This is a genomic window from Candidatus Methylacidiphilales bacterium (assembly GCA_033875315.1).
In the GTDB taxonomy this organism is placed as follows: Bacteria; Verrucomicrobiota; Verrucomicrobiia; order Methylacidiphilales; family CAZTYG01; genus JANRJG01.
The window spans coordinates 33,097-50,503 of the sequence record JANRJG010000041.1; the positions used below are offsets into that span (position 1 = coordinate 33,097).

15 protein-coding genes are annotated in these 17,407 nt (G+C 60.3%); 10 read left to right on the top strand and 5 right to left on the bottom strand.

What is annotated here, in order from left to right; genetic code table 11:
• Window positions 1-9: 9 nt before the first annotated feature.
• From SFU85_13060 to glgA, 3 genes are read right to left on the bottom strand one after another with little or no spacing between them, the layout of a single operon-like run.
• A complete protein-coding gene (locus tag SFU85_13060) occupies window positions 10-2,178 on the bottom strand; it encodes a glycoside hydrolase family 57 protein (protein ID MDX6767705.1) in 2,169 nt (722 codons plus the stop codon).
• A gap of 4 nt (window positions 2,179-2,182) precedes the next feature.
• The gene (locus SFU85_13065; GenBank protein MDX6767706.1) at window positions 2,183-3,220 is read right to left on the bottom strand and encodes a DUF4921 family protein; all 1,038 of its coding nucleotides are present in this window, start codon (window positions 3,218-3,220) and stop codon (window positions 2,183-2,185) included.
• Complete coding sequence (gene glgA / locus SFU85_13070) at window positions 3,217-4,698, bottom strand: glycogen synthase GlgA (GenBank protein MDX6767707.1); 1,482 nt, start codon at window positions 4,696-4,698, stop codon at window positions 3,217-3,219. The genes SFU85_13065 and glgA overlap by 4 nt, the downstream gene beginning before the upstream one ends.
• A 27-nt stretch (window positions 4,699-4,725) precedes the next feature.
• Here glgA and rnr point away from each other — a divergent pair, with 27 nt between their 5' ends.
• Window positions 4,726-6,897 (top strand): ribonuclease R, encoded by a 2,172-nt coding sequence (gene rnr / locus SFU85_13075; GenBank protein MDX6767708.1) that lies wholly within the window; start codon window positions 4,726-4,728, stop codon window positions 6,895-6,897.
• Between the two features lie 9 nt (window positions 6,898-6,906).
• On the opposite strand, the gene SFU85_13080 is transcribed toward rnr, so the two are convergent.
• Both SFU85_13080 and SFU85_13085 read right to left on the bottom strand, forming a co-directional pair.
• A complete protein-coding gene (locus tag SFU85_13080) occupies window positions 6,907-7,908 on the bottom strand; it encodes a hypothetical protein (GenBank protein MDX6767709.1) in 1,002 nt (333 codons plus the stop codon).
• A 13-nt stretch (window positions 7,909-7,921) separates the two neighbouring features.
• On the bottom strand, window positions 7,922-8,776 hold the full coding sequence (locus SFU85_13085) for a hypothetical protein (protein ID MDX6767710.1): 855 nt from the start codon (window positions 8,774-8,776) through the stop codon (window positions 7,922-7,924).
• A 237-nt stretch (window positions 8,777-9,013) separates the two neighbouring features.
• On the opposite strand from SFU85_13085, the gene SFU85_13090 reads away from it, so the two are divergent.
• The 9 genes from SFU85_13090 (at window position 9,014) to SFU85_13130 (ending at window position 17,372) form a co-directional block, all read left to right on the top strand.
• Window positions 9,014-9,451 carry a PqqD family protein gene (locus tag SFU85_13090; protein ID MDX6767711.1) on the top strand — a complete coding sequence of 146 codons (438 nt, stop codon included), beginning with the start codon at window positions 9,014-9,016 and terminating at the stop codon, window positions 9,449-9,451.
• On the top strand, window positions 9,448-10,524 hold the full coding sequence (locus tag SFU85_13095) for a hypothetical protein (GenBank protein MDX6767712.1): 1,077 nt from the start codon (window positions 9,448-9,450) through the stop codon (window positions 10,522-10,524). Before SFU85_13090 ends, SFU85_13095 begins: the two co-directional genes overlap by 4 nt.
• The gene (locus SFU85_13100) at window positions 10,514-11,743 is read left to right on the top strand and encodes a glycosyltransferase family 4 protein (protein ID MDX6767713.1); all 1,230 of its coding nucleotides are present in this window, start codon (window positions 10,514-10,516) and stop codon (window positions 11,741-11,743) included. The genes SFU85_13095 and SFU85_13100 overlap by 11 nt, the downstream gene beginning before the upstream one ends.
• A gap of 22 nt (window positions 11,744-11,765) precedes the next feature.
• Window positions 11,766-12,461 (top strand): glycosyltransferase family A protein, encoded by a 696-nt coding sequence (locus SFU85_13105; GenBank protein ID MDX6767714.1) that lies wholly within the window; start codon window positions 11,766-11,768, stop codon window positions 12,459-12,461.
• Window positions 12,462-12,478: 17 nt separating this feature from the next.
• Window positions 12,479-14,059, top strand: coding sequence for a nucleotidyltransferase family protein (locus tag SFU85_13110; protein ID MDX6767715.1), 1,581 nt, complete (start codon window positions 12,479-12,481; stop codon window positions 14,057-14,059).
• Between the two features lie 99 nt (window positions 14,060-14,158).
• Window positions 14,159-14,794, top strand: coding sequence for a phosphatase PAP2 family protein (locus SFU85_13115; protein ID MDX6767716.1), 636 nt, complete (start codon window positions 14,159-14,161; stop codon window positions 14,792-14,794).
• Window positions 14,766-16,313, top strand: coding sequence for a glycosyltransferase family 39 protein (locus tag SFU85_13120; protein ID MDX6767717.1), 1,548 nt, complete (start codon window positions 14,766-14,768; stop codon window positions 16,311-16,313). The genes SFU85_13115 and SFU85_13120 overlap by 29 nt, the downstream gene beginning before the upstream one ends.
• A 2-nt stretch (window positions 16,314-16,315) precedes the next feature.
• A complete protein-coding gene (locus SFU85_13125; GenBank protein MDX6767718.1) occupies window positions 16,316-17,008 on the top strand; it encodes a glycosyltransferase family 2 protein in 693 nt (230 codons plus the stop codon).
• Window positions 17,001-17,372 (top strand): lipid-A-disaccharide synthase N-terminal domain-containing protein, encoded by a 372-nt coding sequence (locus SFU85_13130; protein ID MDX6767719.1) that lies wholly within the window; start codon window positions 17,001-17,003, stop codon window positions 17,370-17,372. The genes SFU85_13125 and SFU85_13130 overlap by 8 nt, the downstream gene beginning before the upstream one ends.
• Window positions 17,373-17,407 lie beyond the last annotated feature (35 nt).

Below are 17,407 nucleotides of genomic sequence, written 5' to 3' on the forward strand. Positions count from 1 at the left end.
GGCGTGCAATCAGATGAACCAATGGTTCAGGGTGAAACCCGGACTGGGTCCTTCAAATTCAATGAAGCCCCGTTCGGGGTAGCGTTCCTTTTCCACGCCGTCTTTCCAAATCTGGACAAAAAAGGCGACTTTTTCACCCCGGTCTTCCAATCCGATCGCGTTGAGGCCGATGGACAATTCCATCCGGTCCCCCCAACCGACCTCAACCATTCCTTCCTTCCTCACCTCGAAATGGACTCCATCCGGGCTGGCTTCCCACGACCCGCCTCCGTCCCGCAGGACCCGGGCCCGGGCGTGGCACGGACGACAGAAGACCGCCATGATCTCATCGGGTTGCCCCGCACCAAAGTCGACCCGGAGGTAGAACCGCCCCCGGTCGAACCCGTAGTGGATGTCGGAAACCATGCGGTCCGCCTGGAACATGGCCGTCTGTTGTTGGTGCACCAGGACGCGACCACTGCCCAGCCAGTCAAAATAACCCAGGGCCCAGCCGTCGATGCGGGGGGAAATGAAGGCCGTCGGACGGGTGAACCCGGCGGGACGTCCGCGTTGGCGCACCGGCACCTCGAGATACTGCGGAGGCGGACACCCCAGCAGGAGGTAGACATTCTGCAGGTGCAAACGGAAAAGCTCGTCGAAGAGCATGTCCGAATCATTCTGGAAATCCGGTCCGTACCACCAGAACCAATCGCTGCCCTCGGCGGCATAGATCTCCAGCCAGGCGCGATCCGCCACCGCCGGGTCCAGGGCGTGCTCGCGCTGGTGGCGCAGGAGGAACTCGCGCGTTTGGGCCACCAGGTCCCAGGCGTTGTTTTCCTCGGGATCGCCGATCCAGATGTCAAAGTTCCCCCCGATCCATGAGCCACTGTGCAGGCGGGTGATTTCCGGCTCTCCGGCGGAGGCATCCATGACCCCGCCCAGCAGGCAGGTGTTGAGCCGTTCACTGGCGAGAACACCCTCATAAAGCAGCGCGAGAAACCGCTCCCCGCCATCAGGGAAAGCCTCCCAGGCGTTTTCGCCATCAAGGGCCAGGAGGGCCACCGGCTGGCGGGTGGCGGCCACCCCGGCGATGTGCTCGAGGTGGTGGACCACGAAACCAGCCGCCTGTGCGGCCGAGTTGCGGGCGGCATTGAAACCGATGAAATCTGAAAGCGGGCGCTCGCGGAAAAGGGCCCTTACCCTTGCTCCTTCATGGCGACAAGCCCAGGGTTGGAAGAGTTCGAGGTGGTCGACGGTTTTGCCAGCCCATGCCGGGTCCCCGGAAAGGCTGCGGAACAGGATGTCCTCATCGGTGCAAAAGTACTCGATCCCGGCCTCCTGCATCAGGGGGAGGATCTCCGGGGCGACTGAACCCTCACTGGGCCACATGCCGCGGGCGGGCCTTCCGAAGGTGCTGGCGTGGAGTTCCTGGGCCAGGCGGAGATGGGCCCGGACATCCTCCGGGGCCCCGTAGGGCGCGGGAAATTCCCGCCCCGGCATGGCGCGGGCGGCGATGCGGTTGTCGTAGACCACGGGCATGATGGGATGGAAGAACGGCGTGGTCGTGATTTCCACCGCCCCCTGGTCCTGGGCCTCGCGGTAACGGCTGAGGACGGTGCGGACGATCTCATAATGGATGTCGAGGACGCGGTTTTTCTCCTCCTCGGTGAACCCGCGGCCCTTGCGGCGGAGTTCCTCCAGTTCCGGGTAAAGGCGAAAGGCGCTGAAACCGCACCAGTTCAGGTTGTACCAGGTCTGGAGATCGAGCAGATCCTGGCTGGAGAAGAGGCGGGCCGCGCCGGACAGGCTGTCATGGTTCCAATCGCGTCCGCGCAACTCCAGCAATTCCCGGTAACGCGGGAAGGGGTCGATCAGGTTGGCCCAGTGTATTTTGAAGAAATGCTCGAGCAGGCGGCAGCGGTCGGTCAGATCCAGTTCGGCCGCGGGCTTGCGCGACCATTGTTCCCAGAGGTCGGACACGCTTCCGGAGGCCAGCTCCTGCAACTGCTGGACCAGGACGGGGGTGAAGTTGAAATTGGTCCGCAAAGCGGGATAGCGGCGGGCCATTTCGATCATGTCGAGGTAACCCTTGGCCGCATGCAGGCGGACCCAGGGCATCATGGCCGTCTTCGTCAAGGGATTGACGTAGTACGGCTGGTGCATGTGCCAGAGGAACACCACCTGGAGCGGCCCGGCCATCGCGTCAGCCCTCCCCCTTGATCCCGCGCAGGAATTGGGCCGCACCCTCGGGCAGAACCGGATTGATGTAAAAGCCGGTGCCGAACTCGAAACCCGCCACACCGGTCAGCCGCGGCAGGATCTCGATGTGCCAGCGGAAATCAAAGTCCAGGGTCTGCCAGTGGCCGGGCCGAGGCGAACGCAGGGGGGCGGTGTGGAGGACCAAGTTGTAATTGGGGCGGTCCAGGCCGAGACGGTAGGCCGTCAGCACACGCTTGAGCGCGTCCGCCAACAGGACCAGGTCGTGGTCGCCCACGCGGTGGAAATCCGCCTGCTGCTGGCGCGGCATGATGCAGGTCTCAAAGGAAAAGCGGCTGGCGAACGGGCAGAATACGCCGAAGCCCGCATTTTCACAGACCATGCGGTCGCGTGCCTTGAGTTCATTGCGCAGGATGTCCTCGAACAGGTTGCGGTCCTTGGCCAGGAAGTATTCCCTCGCCGCCGTCAGTTTTTCCTTGAGTACAATGGGGGTGACCGGCAGGGCGATGATCTGGGAATGGGCGTGGGTCTGCGAGGCTCCGGCCAACGGGCCGACATTCTTGAAAACCATGAGGTAGCGGAATCGTCCGTCCTTCATCAGGTCCTGCATTCGGGCCCGCCAGGCCTTGAGGACATGGACCATCTGGGCCAGCTCTAGTTCGTCCAATTCTTTGTCAGGGAACGGGGTCTCGACCACGACCTCGTGGGCTCCGATGCCGTTCATGCGGTCGTAAAATCCGACCGCTTCCTTGTTGAGTTCTCCCTCCACGCGCAGGGCGGGGAAGCGGTTGGGGACGACACGGACGCTCCATCCGGGGGTGTCGGGGCCGCCGCCGTTCTCCCGCACGGCATAAACCTCCGGGGGGGTGAAGGACTCATTGCCTGCCAGGAAAGGGTCCTCGGTGGCGGCCTCGGGATGGGGCCGGGTGAAGGCATAGTCCATCGGTCGGTGGAGACGCTCGGGACAGAAGACGACCCAGCGGCCGACGACCGGGTCTTTGCGGATTTCAGGCATCGGGGTCATGGGTTTTCCGTGTTGAGTGGGTTGTTGGGGGTGGAGGCTTCGCTTTCCAAGCCGCAGACACGGCGGTAAATCTGTTCATAGGACTTCGCGGCGGCGGACCAGGAAAAATCCCTGGCCATCGCCCGGCGACGGATGAGGTCCCAGGCTACCGGATCGCCGTAAACCAGGAAGGCCCGGCGGATGGCCTTGGAAAGGGCCGCCGTTGTGCAGGGAGCAAAAACAATGCCGGTCCCGGATTTCTTGCGTGGCCGCCAGTCCTCGACCGAATCGGCGAGCCCGCCGGTGCGGTGTACGATCGGAATGGTGCCGTAACGCTGGCTGTACATTTGGTTGAGCCCGCAGGGTTCGAAGCGGGAGGGCATGAGGAAAAAATCCGCCCCGGCCTCGATGCGATGGGCCAGCTTTTCGTTGAAACCGATTTCCACCGCCAAAGACTCCGGGTGTTCCGCGGCCAGGGCGAGGAATTTCTTTTCCAACTGGGGCAGACCGGAACCGAGCACGACGAGGGCGCCGCCCTGCGCGGCCAATTCGGGGGCCACTTTCGCCACCAGGTCCAATCCTTTTTGCGGGACGAGCCGGCTGATGCAGGCGAAGACCGGGCCGGTCACGCGTTCCGCATCCAAACCGACCGCCTTGAGCAAGCGCGCACGGCAGGCTTTCTTCGCCTCCCAATCCCCGGGCCCGTACGTTTCACGGAGGAAGGCATCCGTGGCCGGGTTCCATGCCGCCTCGTCGATGCCATTGAGAATGCCATTCAGATCCTGCGACCGCCCACGGAGGACCCCCTCCAGCCCGCATCCGAATTCCGGGGTCTGGATCTCCGTCGCGTAGGAGGGACTGACGGTGGTGAGGGCGTCGGCGTGAACCAGGCCGGCCTTGAGCAGGTTGAGCCGCCCGTAAAACTCCATCCCGCCCGGATGAAACCAATCACCGGGCAGGTTGGTCAGGTCGAAATCCCAGGGGGCAAAGACGCCCTGATAGGCCAGGTTGTGGATGGTCAGGACGGTGCGCAGGGAGGGCCGTTTCTGCCGCACCACCGCGGCGGCGAAGGCGGTCTGCCAGTCGTTGAGGTGCAGGACCTCGGGGCGGGGGCGCAGATGCCCCGCCAGTTCCACCACCACCTTGCTAAAAAAAATGAAGCGGTGGGCATTGTCGGTGTAATCCCCCTCACTGTTCCCGTAAAGCCCGCGGCGGTCGAAAAATTCATCCTTGCCCACCAGCAACAGCTTCACTCCCTCACGAGTCCGTCCCTCTAAAATCCTGGCCGTGGCCCGGCCCGGTCCCAAGGGGACGGTGAGCCGCAGACCGGTATCACGGACCTCCGGCAGGGAATCGAAAACGGCCCGGTAGCCGGGCAGAACCACCGAAACACTGTGCCCGTTATCGCGCAGACGGGCGGGCAGTGCGGCCAACACATCGCCCAGCCCGCCGGTCTTGGCCAGGGGGGTCAGTTCACTGGTGGCGAAAAGAATGTTCATCCGTTCGGGTGGTGTTTAGCTTTGTCCATGCCTGCAACCTCCCCCCTTGCACCCAAAGTGCTGAGGACCCTCGGTCACCCGGACTACCAACCAATAAACGAAGACGGCATCGCCCGTAAACTCAAACTTTCCGGACCGGCCCGCGACGAACTCGCCCAGACCCTCCGCGAACTGGCCGATTCCGGCAAAATCATCCGCGTGCGCGGCGACCGTTGGATTGTGCCCGAAAAAGCCGAATTGCTCACCGGGGTGATCAGTTTCAACCCCAAGGGCTTCGCCTTCCTGCTGAGTGAGACCGGTGATGACGACGCCTACATCCCGGCCGAGGAAACCGGGACCGCCTTGCACCAGGATCTGGTGGTGGCCCAAAAGATCCCATCCCAGGCCGGACGCTTCCGCGAGCGGGTGCACGCTCGCGTCATCCGGGTGGTCAAGCGGCGGCGGGCCTCCCTGGTCGGCACCCTCCAATCCGGCGGACGCTTCTTCCATGTCGTCCCCGACGATCCACGACACCTGCAAAACATCTACGTCACCGACCCCGCGGATTCACCCCTCGACCCCAAACCTGTACTTGGCGACAAGGTGGTGGTGCGCCCCGAGGACTGGAAGGACCGACACCTCAATCCAGAGGGCACCATCGTCGAAGTGCTGGGAAAACCCGGCGATCCCAACGTCGATATCCTGAGCGTCATCCGCAAATACGAATTGCCGACGGAATTCCCCTCGGCCGCCCTGGCCGAAGTGGCGCAGTTCAGCCTGGACCCGCAGGGACACGCCTTCGACCCCGGACCGCGCCTCGACCTGCGGGGCGAGCGCGTCTTCACCATCGATCCCGACACGGCCAGGGATTTTGACGATGCCATCCACATCCGTCCCGCGGGCAAAGGCAAATGGGAGGTCGGCATCCACATTGCCGACGTCTCCTACTACGTCCGGGCAGGAGGGGCCCTCGATGAAGAAGCCTCCAAGCGCGGCAACAGCGTCTATCTGGTCAACCAGGTCATCCCCATGCTCCCGGAAGAATTGTCCAACGGCCTCTGCTCCCTCCTTCCCCACGTTGACCGCCTGACCCACTCCGTCATCGTCACCCTCACCGAAACCGGCCGGGTGGTCGAAGAACGCATCGCCCGCACCCTCATCCACTCGCAACGCCGTTTCACCTATCAAGAGGCCTTCGCCCGGCTCCAGGACCAGCCGCGCGATGACATGGACCGCGACCTGCACCAAGCCTGGGCCCTGGCCTCCAACCTGCGCAAGAACCGGATGAACAACGGATCGCTCGACCTCGACATGCCGGAGGTCAAGGTCCGCTTGAACGACCAGGGCGTGCCCGTCGCGCTGGAAAAAGTCGAACATGACATCTCCCACCAGTTGATCGAGGAATTCATGCTGCTGGCCAACGAGGTGGTGGCGCGCACATTGAAAAACAAACACATCCCCGCCCTCTACCGCGTGCATGAAGCCCCGGAGCCGGAAAAACTGGCCGAATTGCGCCAGACCCTGCTCATCCAGGGCATCAAAGTCGGCGACCTGACCAAGCGCCATGAAATGCAGCGCGCCTCCAAAGCCATCGCCGCTTCCCCCGCCTCCTACGCGTTGAAAATCTCCCTGCTCAAGTCGCTCAAACGCGCCTGCTACCGCAGCCAACCCCTGGGCCACTACGGCCTGGCCAAAACCAACTACACCCACTTCACCTCGCCCATCCGCCGCTACGCCGATCTGGTGGTCCACCGATCGCTGCTCAAGCCATCCGAGCGTCCGAAATACAAAGCCGGGGAATTGGAGGAAGTGGCCGCGCGCATCTCCGCCACCGAACGCAACGCCGCCGAAGCCGAGCAGGACACGGTGCGCATCAAGAAGCTGGAATTCTTCCAACGCCAACTGACCAGTGGCACACCCCAGTCCTTCCCGGCGGTGGTCGTCGACGTGCAGAACTTCGGTCTCTTCGTCGAGGTGCCCGACTTCCTCGTCAGCGGCCTGATCCACATCTCCAGCCTGGGATCGGATTTCTTCAACTACGACGAGCGCCAGCGCCGCATCATCGGCAACCGGAGCAAAAAATCCTTCAAAGTGGGGGATCGCCTCAACGTCCAAGTGGAAAAGATCGACACCCAGCGCCACCAGATCGATTTCAAGCTGGCGGGCGGCACGGAAGCCAAGCGCGACGAAAGAAGCAGTGGTCGGAGAGGCCGCCGGTAAGCGCCTCACTCATTTCTCAGAAACCACGAAGGCAAAGGGATTGGCTTCCCGGGTCGGCCTGCGCTCATTTTCGAGCAACTTCCGAAAGTCTATTTTCTTGTGCAGGAGCGCCATGATCCTTGCGCTCCGGGAAATACTTCCGCCACGGGCCCGTCGTATCAAGCGGATGTTCCGCTTCAACTCACCGGAAGAAATGCGGCCATAATAAAGGTCCTCATAAAAACCCAATAAATCGCCCCGGATAAAGCCGCTTTTGTGGAAGGTTTTGACCCCCGCCCAGTGGATCAAAGCGGGGTAACCCTGGCGATTCCGAATCCGGTCCAGTTCAATGTCCCAAACCATCTCCCGGTGGATCGACCAGCGGACAAAGTCGCACAAACCCAACGTGCATTCCCCCCTGCGTTGCATTTGCACGAGGAGAAGATTGAGAAGGCTTTGGTCGAGATGGGTCAGGGCCTCGGGAAACCGGGCCGTCTGCAAGGGCGGGGTTCCCATGAGCCAAGTTTCAACTTCCCCCCTCACCAGGAGGGATGAGGTCAAGACCATCTGGCCGGCATTGAAGAAAAAATCGGGAAGCTCAAAGTCGGGCAACACGTTTCGCAGCTTTTCCGGATTGTAATAACCATCAAGCGCGTATTGTTTTTTCTTTTCCGCGGACAAAGGTTTCGTGCCCCCCCAGTTGACGACGAAATCCTCATCATGCCGCTCCAGCTTTTCCAAAACCCGGCCGAGGAAAATGATGTCCGAGTCCAAGAGCAGAATCCGTTCACGGCCGGGGAAATAAAAGGCCTCCAGCTTGGTGAAGTAACCCCGGGGCGGATCAGGCACAGCCGCCACGGATACATCCCAGTAGCCTTCCATTTCCCGGGTGTCAAAATCTCCCAAAGAGACATCCTTGATGATCCCAATGGGAATCTCCGGATACCAATACCGGATGCTGGCGACACAGATCCGGGTCAGCCAGAAATCGCGCTTACAACACAAGACGATGATCCGATCGATGGACTTCATGGGCGGATTTTATTCAAGATGCGACTGGCTGCGGCATCCGTTTGCGATATTGGGCCACCATGCCTTGGTAAATCCCACGGTAGAATTCGAGCAGCCGTCCATTCGGCATCGTGCTGAAATCCACACTTTTTGTCCCCGCCCAATGGACCAATACTCGGTGGAGGGAGGACTGCGCCATCGACTCAGGAGTTAGGTGCGGCAAATCGTTTCCATTCGCCCACTGCATGAACGAATGGCGTCGCAAGGTCAGCCTGCCTTCCTTCTCCCATTTGGACAGGAGGTAATTGAGCAGGCCTTGGTCATTGCATTTGAACACCTCCGGCTGTTTCAAATGCCACTCCGGCGTATCGCCCACCCAAGGATCAAAATCCCGCATGTTCATCAGGCCGGTCGTGGCCACGAATTGTCCCGAGTTGAAATTCATGCCGGACTCGACCCAATCCGGATCCATCAACTGCAGCTTGGCCAAATCATAATAAAACTCCCTTTGAGATTCCGGGGTGAATCGCTCCAAAACGACCACAAAATCCTCCTCGAAAACCTCGAGGGAGCGCAACAGTGGACCCGCCAGCACAATGTCACTGTCCAGAATGAGCAATCGCCTGCTTGGCTGGCTGGAAAGGATTTCCAATTTGGCCCAACCCCAACCGTAAGCTTCCCGATCGGTGGGCCACAACTCCACCCGACAGGCGGACTCCAATTCGCTCGTGTCATAGTCACCCAGCCGTCTGTCCTTGAACAGGTAGATGGGGATTTCAGGATAAAAATGCCGGATACTGGCCACACAACACTGGGTGTAGGGCACATCGTCCGGTCCGGAAACCGCACAGATCCCCTCGATTCTTCTTCCGCCTAACTTTCGTCTCAAAGCCTGGCGGATTCTGGATAAAAAGCCCATGAGTGCGGAGAGGGGGATATGTTCGATTGGTGGAAGTATCCGTTTCCAGAAACATACCCTCGATACCGGAAAGAGTGCAAATGAGAAGACTGCTCCGCAAGCGCCCCTTCCCCGTGCCTTGGCCCTTCCGTATCACCAATACCCGAGAATCCCGGAGACGGATTTTGACATTGTGCTTGCCTCGGATCTGTATCATTTTCAAGGTTAATGACCGCCAACGCCGCCCGCTACTATGCGGTATTTGAAAAGGACATCGCCCACGAAATCATCGATGGCGAGGCCATCATCATCCATTTCGACACCGGCAATTACTACAGCCTGAACACGGCCGGTGCCATGGTCTGGTCCTGGCTGGATGCCGGGGCCAGCCAAGAGGAAATCCTGGATGCCTTCCCCGGCCTCAGTCCGGATGAGATCGCGGAAATCGAAGAATTTATCAAGGGGCTGGTCTCGGAAAAAATCCTCCATCAGGTGGAGGCCCCGGCACGGCGTGACGAGGCTTCGCTTCCGACCAAGGGAGGCGGCCCATACTTGGCACCCCGTTTCGAGAAGTTCAACGACATGCAACAACTCCTTCTCTCGGACCCGATTCACGAGGTGGATGAAAAGGGGTGGCCGCCCGCTCCGGCTGATCCGTCGGGATGAGCGGGACTCATCCTCCGGGGCGCCGTTTCAGCAAGGTCTTTGAAGGCATTCCCGGAGCTTACTACCGAGAGGCCGCCGGGGCTTTTCAAGAAGCCCGTGCACAGACGGGTTGCCGGGCGTCAACCACCCTGCGGGTGGCCGGGGTGACTTTCCGCCTCGAATTTGCCGATGACCAAACCCCCGGAATCATTCTCCCCACTCTGGCGCACTCAACCTCTGCGGACGATCCAGCGGCAGACTGGACTATCCGGTGTTGGGAAGATGCCTCCACGGGCGGCACCATGCCCCTGCCCACACCGGTTATGCTAACCGGCCAGCGGCACAACTGCCTCTTCACGGTCAGCGACCAGCGCTACCGGACTTTTTACCACGGATGGATGGAAACCCTGATGTTCATCGACCGGGAGGGGGAGGGTTACGCCTGTTATCTCGATGCCGCCCAATTGCCGATGTATGAAAAAGCCGCACCTCTGCGCCAGATTTTCAACACCGCGCTCAACCTCCGCGGACGGCAGATCGTCCATGCAGCGGCGGTCGGCCACCCCCACGGGAGCCTGCTTTTGGCCGGTCCCCCGCGCTCCGGAAAATCCACCCTCGCCGTCCAGTGCCTCCTACAGGGCATGGGCTTCCAGTCCGACGACCTCTGTGTGATTTCCCAGGACGATCCGCCGCGGTCTTGGAGCATTTACAATGTGGCCAAGTTGCGCGACGACAGCCTTTCCCGCGTACCCTCCGGCTTGCCCCTGCAATCCTTCATCGAAGGAACGGAAAAAAAACACTTTTTCCATGTCAACCGGGTGTTCCCCGAACGACTGCTCCCTTCCGCTCCGCTCAAGGCCATCGTCATTCCCACCATCACCGGGGAATCAACCAGCCGCCTCCTCCAAGCCACCCGTCTGGAAGCCATGAAGGCCCTCATCCCCTGGTCGGTGCACGAAGTGCCCACATCCGACAACCTGGGAGAAAAAATCATGCTGAAGGCTCTCAGCCGGTTGCCCGCATACCGACTGGAATTGGGTGGAAACGCAGAACAGACTTTTACCCTACTGCAAACATTACTCCATGAAGCTTGACCCACAAATGCCCCGCCGGCGCATCCTGTTTCTCTCCTACCTCTACCCGTCGTTTAACGGCTCGGGCACGCAGATCCGTGCCGCCGCACTTGTCCGCATGCTCGCCTCCCGTGACGATGTTTTTCTTTTGGCGGCCAACCACTACGACCGTCTTCCGGGCCCGACCGACCCGGAGTTGGAGGCCTTCTGCCATAAGATCCTTTACGTGCGTTTGGTCCCTGGTGAAGCTACCAGGCAAGCATGGCACCCCGTCGAATACTTGGCCGATTGGGCAAAGTTCCCTCATTTGGATTGCCAAACGGGCCACGTCGCCGCAGCCATCCAAGATTTTTACCAACAGAACAACCTGGATAAACTCTTCGTATTCCGGATGGAATCGTTCTTCCTTCTGGAAGGCTCGCTGGACCAGTTTCCCGGAGCGTGGCTGGACCTCGATGAATCCACTTTCCGCCGGAATCAGCAAATCGAACAACTCAAATCACAAGCCAGGGGCATCCGCCTGGATCCGGAACAGTGCCGGGCCAATGCCGTCATCCGGGTCATTGAAAACAAAGTCATTCCACGTTTTGAAAAAGTCTTTGTTTCATCCGAGGAGGAGGCCCGGGATGCCCGCCGGGTCCGGCCGCAGGGAGGGATCGAGGTTATGCCCAATGTCTTTCCCGATCGCACCGCATTGACCGGCTCCCCCGCGGACAAGCCCAGGGAAATCTTATTCGTCGGAACCCTGTCCTACTACCCGAACGAGGATGCGGTGCGTTACTTTTGCCGGGACATTTTTCCCCTCATCCGACGTGTCCTGGGTGATTCGATCCTTTTCCGGATTGTGGGATTCGGCTGCCCTCCCGGTCTCCGGGAGGTGGGCGAGGAACCGGGCGTTTCCCTGATGGGTTTTCAGGAATTTTTGGAACCCTACTATGCCCAGGCCTCCCTCGTCGTCGTCCCACTCCGGGCCGGGACCGGAACCCGTCTCAAGATCCTCGAGTCGTTCGTATACGGGCGTCCGGTGGTCTCCACCTCCATCGGGGCCGAGGGACTGGATGTAACCGACGGGGATAACATCCTGCTACGCGACCAACCAGAAACCTTTGCCCAAGCCTGCCTCCAACTACTGGATCAACCGGAACTCGCCCAACGCCTTGTCGAGGGCGGGAGATGCTTGCACCGGAACCGTTACTCGCTGGATCATTTGCTCCGTTGCTACGGCCAATCTCTTTCCTGAAGATGTGTTTACTTCCAACACGATGACACCCACCGAAGCACCCATCTCCGTCATCATTCCGGCCTTCAACCGGGAACAATACCTCGGGGAAGCCATCCGCAGCGCCTTGGAGCAAACCCTTCCCCCGGGGGAAATCATCGTGGTGGACGACGGCTCGACCGACGGCACGGCGGCCGTGGCCCGTTCATTTGGCGGGATCGTGCGCTGTCTGTCCCAGAAGAACCAGGGCGCGGGTCCGGCGCGAAATTGGGGAGTGGAATCCGCCCGCGGTCCCTGGCTGGCTTTTTTGGACAGCGACGATCTGTGGCTCCCGGAAAAGTTGGAATGGCAGATCCGGCACCTCGGAACCCATCCAGCAACGGATCTGGTCTTCGGTCACAGACAGTCCTTCATCAGTCCGGAACTCCTTCACAGCCTGGATCTGAAAGTGGACACCACGATCCAACCAAGTATTTACAGCAGCTGCCTGATGCTCCGCAAAGATACCTTCGAAAAAGTCGGGCCTTTCGATCCGAAAGAGCGGGTCACGGAATTCGTCGAATGGTTCAGCCGGGCCCAAGAGATGGGTTGCACCAACTTTGTTCTTCCGCAGTTGCTTTGTAAACGCCGGGTCCATTTGCATAATACTGTAAGGGACCGCGCACACATGAACCGTCAGTACACCCGTGTCCTCAAGACCATCTTGGACCGCCGTCGCGGACAGCTTCCCGCATCCTGACCCGGCCTCGCAACCCTATGTCGCAAAAACGTTTTTGGCCCGATCCCGACCAAATGCTCCTGCTGCATTTGTGCCTGCAAAAGGATCCCGCTGCCGCAAAACGGACCTGGGTCCAATGGAAGAGGCGGGTCAATCTCGACGACCTCGACCATGCCTCCTTTCGCATCATGAGCCTGGCCTACAACCGGTTGGTTTCCCTGCGGATCGACGACCCCGATATGGGCCGAATCAAAGGCATCTACCGTTACCAATGGACCAAGAACAAACTGGCCTTCCGCGGCAAGGCGGATTTGATCCGGGCCTTCAACCAGGCTTCGATCCCCACCCTCCTCCTCAAGGGCGCGGCCCTTTGCCAGTCGGTCTACCAGGACCCGACCACCCGCCCCATGCACGATTTGGATTTACTCGTTCCCGTCGCCGATGCCCCCAAAGTCGTCCGGCTCCTGCAAGAGCGGAAATGGACCGCCCAACACTTCGACCCGGATGCCATCATCGCAAACCTCCACGCCTGTTCCTTTCTCCACCCCCAGTTTGGCGAACTTGATCTCCACTGGCATGTTTTTCGTTCGCACTGTAGCGCCGAAAGGGATGCCGAACTATGGGCGGCAGCAGTCGACCATCGTTTTGAAGGAGCCCCGACCAAAATCCTCTGTCCCGCAGACCAATTCCTGCACGCCTGCGAACACGGCACCCATTACTCCCCTAGTTCTTCCCTACAGTGGTTGGTGGACGCCTGTTTCATCCTGCGCCGGTCTTCGACCCGAATGGATTGGGACCGTCTCCTGGAGCAAACCGGTAAATTCAGCCTCACCCTTCCCGTCCGCCACACACTGGCCTTCCTGGCCGAACAGTTTGATGAAAGCATTCCCGGGCATGTGATGCGCCAGCTTGCCCGGAGTCCGGTGGGATGGGTCGGCCACCTCGAGTACTTCCTTGCCGGACGCAAGGAAACCACCGAACAAACCTTTCTCCACCGTTCCCTCACTCTTTTGTGCCACTACGTAAGAGCCAAACAGGGACGTTCAGCCTGGGATCTTGCCCTCGGCTTCCCCGATTATGTCCGACTGGCACACCATTACGACGGGTCCCTGGGGGGCTTTCTGCTGGACAGGCTCCTCGCCGCCCTCGTTTGGACCAAGCTCAAGCTCTGCGATTTCCTTCTGTGCGGGATTTGCCGGTTGTCCGGAAGCCCCCCTCTGGAAAAAAAAGACCTGGCCGTACTTTGCAAACACGGCACCACCGGCCTCCATGCTGCGGAATCCGTGCTCAGCCAAACGTTCATGTGGTCAAAGGTGGAGGGCTCGATCCAACTGCAACTGCCTGAAAAAGACTGTCTATTGATCTGGGAATTCCCCGAATGCTGCCGAAGCCGGCACGTTTGGCGGCGACATCCCGTCTTCCGCCTGAATGGCCGTACACTTTCCGCACAAAAAAACCCATGGACCCAGCCCGGCGTGGCCCTGGGTGTTGCCCAAAAGCTTATCCAACCCGGGGCCCTGCAAACGCTTTCATGGTCGGTGGAACCCTTCATTCCAGGCGGTAAAGACCCCAGAACCCTGGGGCTGCCGGTTTACCGGGTGTGGGTGTTTCCCCAGTAACCAGCGTCCAGAACCCGTAGACAGCCAAGCGGCTACCCCCAACCGAAATGGCCTACAGACATGCTTGCCTCACCCTTCCCCGTGATGGATTCTTGATGCTTGGACTTTCTGTATCAAATCGACATCGCTGTCCTCCGTTGGATCAACACCACGGCGACCCATCCCATTCTGGATTATGTCCTCAGCCTCATTGCGGACACGGATACCATGATCTGGTTGTTGGCTCCGACGGTGATTGCCGTGGCGGTTTGGGGCGGATTCAAGGGCCGGGTTTTTCTGGTCCTGATGATTCTTTGCCTGCTCATCGGGGACGCCGGCATCAACTGGGCCATCAAGACCACCGTCAACCGCCCGCGTCCCCACCAAACCCTGGAAAACGTACGCCGGGTCAAGCTGACTTCCCCCACCACCTACCGGGTGCAATGGTCCGAACCCGGCCCGGTCAAAAACGGACGCTCCATGACCTCAGGTCACACCTGCAACAATGTCGCCCTCGCCCTTCTGCTCACCCTGCTCTACGGACGATGGGGGGCGCTGGCCTGGATCTGGGCCGCGGCCATGGGCTATTCCCGTATTTATTCCGGGGACCACTACCCCAGTGATGTGCTTGTCTCCGCTCTGGTGGCCTGTGCTTACACCGGGTTAATTTGTTGCGCTGCCTGCTGGCTCTGGCACAAAGGGGCGCCCCGTTTACTGCCCAAAACCTATGCCCGACATCCCCACCTCCTCCACTGAAGACCCCAAGGTGGCCGGGTGGAAGACCTTCCTCAACCTCGTCCGACCCAGGATCGACAGCTACGCCCACGCAGCCGCATGGCTGCTCGTCGTCATCACCCTTTTCCGTTTCTGGTATGCCACCCAAATCGAACTGGTCGGCGACGAGGCCTACTATTGGCTCTGGTCCAAGAATCTCGACATCGGCTATTACAGCAAAGGACCCGGCATTGCCTGGACCATCGCCCTCGGGCGCAGCCTTTGGGGCGATACGGAATTCGGCATCCGCTTCTGCGCCGTCCTGCTTTCTGCGGGCACGGGCCTTCTGACCTTCCTTCTGGCCCGCCGTTTGTTCCAGGAACGAGTGGCCTTCTGGGTTCTGGTCACGCTGCTCGGCATCCCACTCTATGCCGTGGGCAGCATCCTGATGACCATCGACCCACTGAGCGTGTTCTTTTGGACCGCTTCCGCCTTGTTGTTTTGGCGCGCCAAGGACAGCCCAAACAACGGTCCATGGGCCGCCACGGGCCTGCTGATCGGTTTGGGCATGCTTTGCAAATACACCAACGTGGCCGAACTGATCTGCTTTGCCCTCTTTTGCGGCCTCTTCCCTGAATTGCGCTCCCATTTCCGCCGACGCTTCTGGATCATGACCGGGGTCGCTCTCCTCTGTCTGGCCCCTGTTCTGATCTGGAACGCCCGTCACGACTGGATCACCTTCCAGCACCTCTGGCAGCGGGGTGAATTGAACCGACCCTGGCGTTTTTCTCCCAGCGAATGCTTCCAATTTCTGGCCAGCCAGTTCCTGGTCCTGGGTCCCTTTCTCGCGGCAGGCTTGGTGGCCGCGGTTGTCTGGACTTTCCGTCGCGGCCTGGTCACGGCCCACCGCAAGGAACTCGCGTTCCTGCTCTGCCTCACCCTGCCACTGATCCTGTTCTACACCTTCCTCAGTTTCAACGATGCCGCCGAAGCCAACTGGACCGCCCCCAGCTGGATCAGTGGCATCATCCTCCTCGTCGCCGTGGCCCAGCCCTGGATGGACCGCTCGGCGGCCGCCCGCAGGACCGGGCAAGCGGTTCTGGCCGTCTCCCTCCTGGTGACCGTGCTCTTCCATGCCGCTTCCCTCAGCCGCACCGGTTTCGGCCCCCTGGACAGCCTCTTCGACCGCGCCCGCGGTTCCGCCGATCTGGCCCGCCAAGTCGCCGCATTACAACAGCAGCATGGCGCTACATTTCTGATCGCCAATAAATACCCCACCGCCAGCCTGATTTCCTTCTACCACCCGTCCCATCCCATGGTCTACCTGCCCAACGACCCGAAACGGCGCAACCAGTTCAGCTACTGGCCGGACTACACGGACGGCTACGCCATGGAAACCGCGCTCTTCGTGACCGACAGCCGTGAGTTTCCCGAAGGACTGAGCCGAAGCTTTTCTGCGGTCGAACTGATCAAGAACCTTGATGTCCTCCACAGCGGCCAGTCCATCCGCAATTTCCGCATCTACCTGCTCAAAGAATACGGCCTCCCAGCCCACCCCTGACCATGCCCCAGCTTTCCATCATCATCCCCTTCTACAACGAGGAAGAAAACGTCGCCCCGGTTCTGGAAGAAGTCTTGCGCTGCCAACCGGAGGCCGAGGTGATTGCCGTCGACGACGGAAGCCGCGACACCACCGCTGACAAAATACGGGGCTTTCCCGGCGTGGTTCTGCTCTCCTTCCCGCGCAACCTGGGCCAGAGCGCGGCCTTCTACCACGGGCTCCACCGTGCCAAGGGCGGGATCTGTGTCATGATGGATGGCGACGGACAGAATGACCCCGCCGACATTGATGCCCTTGTCGCGGCACTCGCCCATGGGGATGTGGCCTGCGGCTACCGCCGCACGCGCAGGGATTCGTTCAGCAAACGCCTCGCCTCAAGAATCGCCAACCACATCCGCAAATCCGTGCTGGGTGACGGCATCCGCGACACCGGCTGCAGCCTCAAGGCGTTGCGGCGCGAACATGTGAAATACCTCGTGCCCTTCAACGCCATGCACCGCTTCATTCCCGCGTTGTTGGTGAATTGCGGGCTGAAAGTGGTGGAAGTCCCCGTGAACCACCGGCACCGCACACGGGGGGTTTCGAAATACACCGTGGCCGGCCGGGCCTGGCGCGGGCTGCGCGATTTGCTGGGCGTGCGTTGGTTTATGTCTCGACAAATCCGCTGGGATTTGGACCCTCACCGGGATGATTGATTCCCCGGCTTCATTTTTTGACAGTGTCACGGCCTTCTACAACATCGAGATCAAGGACATCCACATCTTCGGTTGGGTTTGGAACCTGAAGGTGGGCAAGCTGGTGGGATTCATCGGCACCTTTCTTTTCGCCGGACGCTGGGTGGTACAGTTGGGGGCCTCGAAAATCAAAGGGCGGCCCGTGCTGCCGCTGCTTTTCTGGTACATGAGCATCTCGGGCAGCCTCCTGCTGCTCAGTTATTTTGTCTTCGGCCAAAACGACTCGGTCGGGATCGTCAACAACCTCTTCCCGATGTTGATCGCCTTCTACAACCTCTACCTTGAACTGAAGCACCGCGCGAAAGCAAGCCGGGCGGAAGGCTGAACCAATCCATCATCCGGTATCCCGATCGCTCTCCC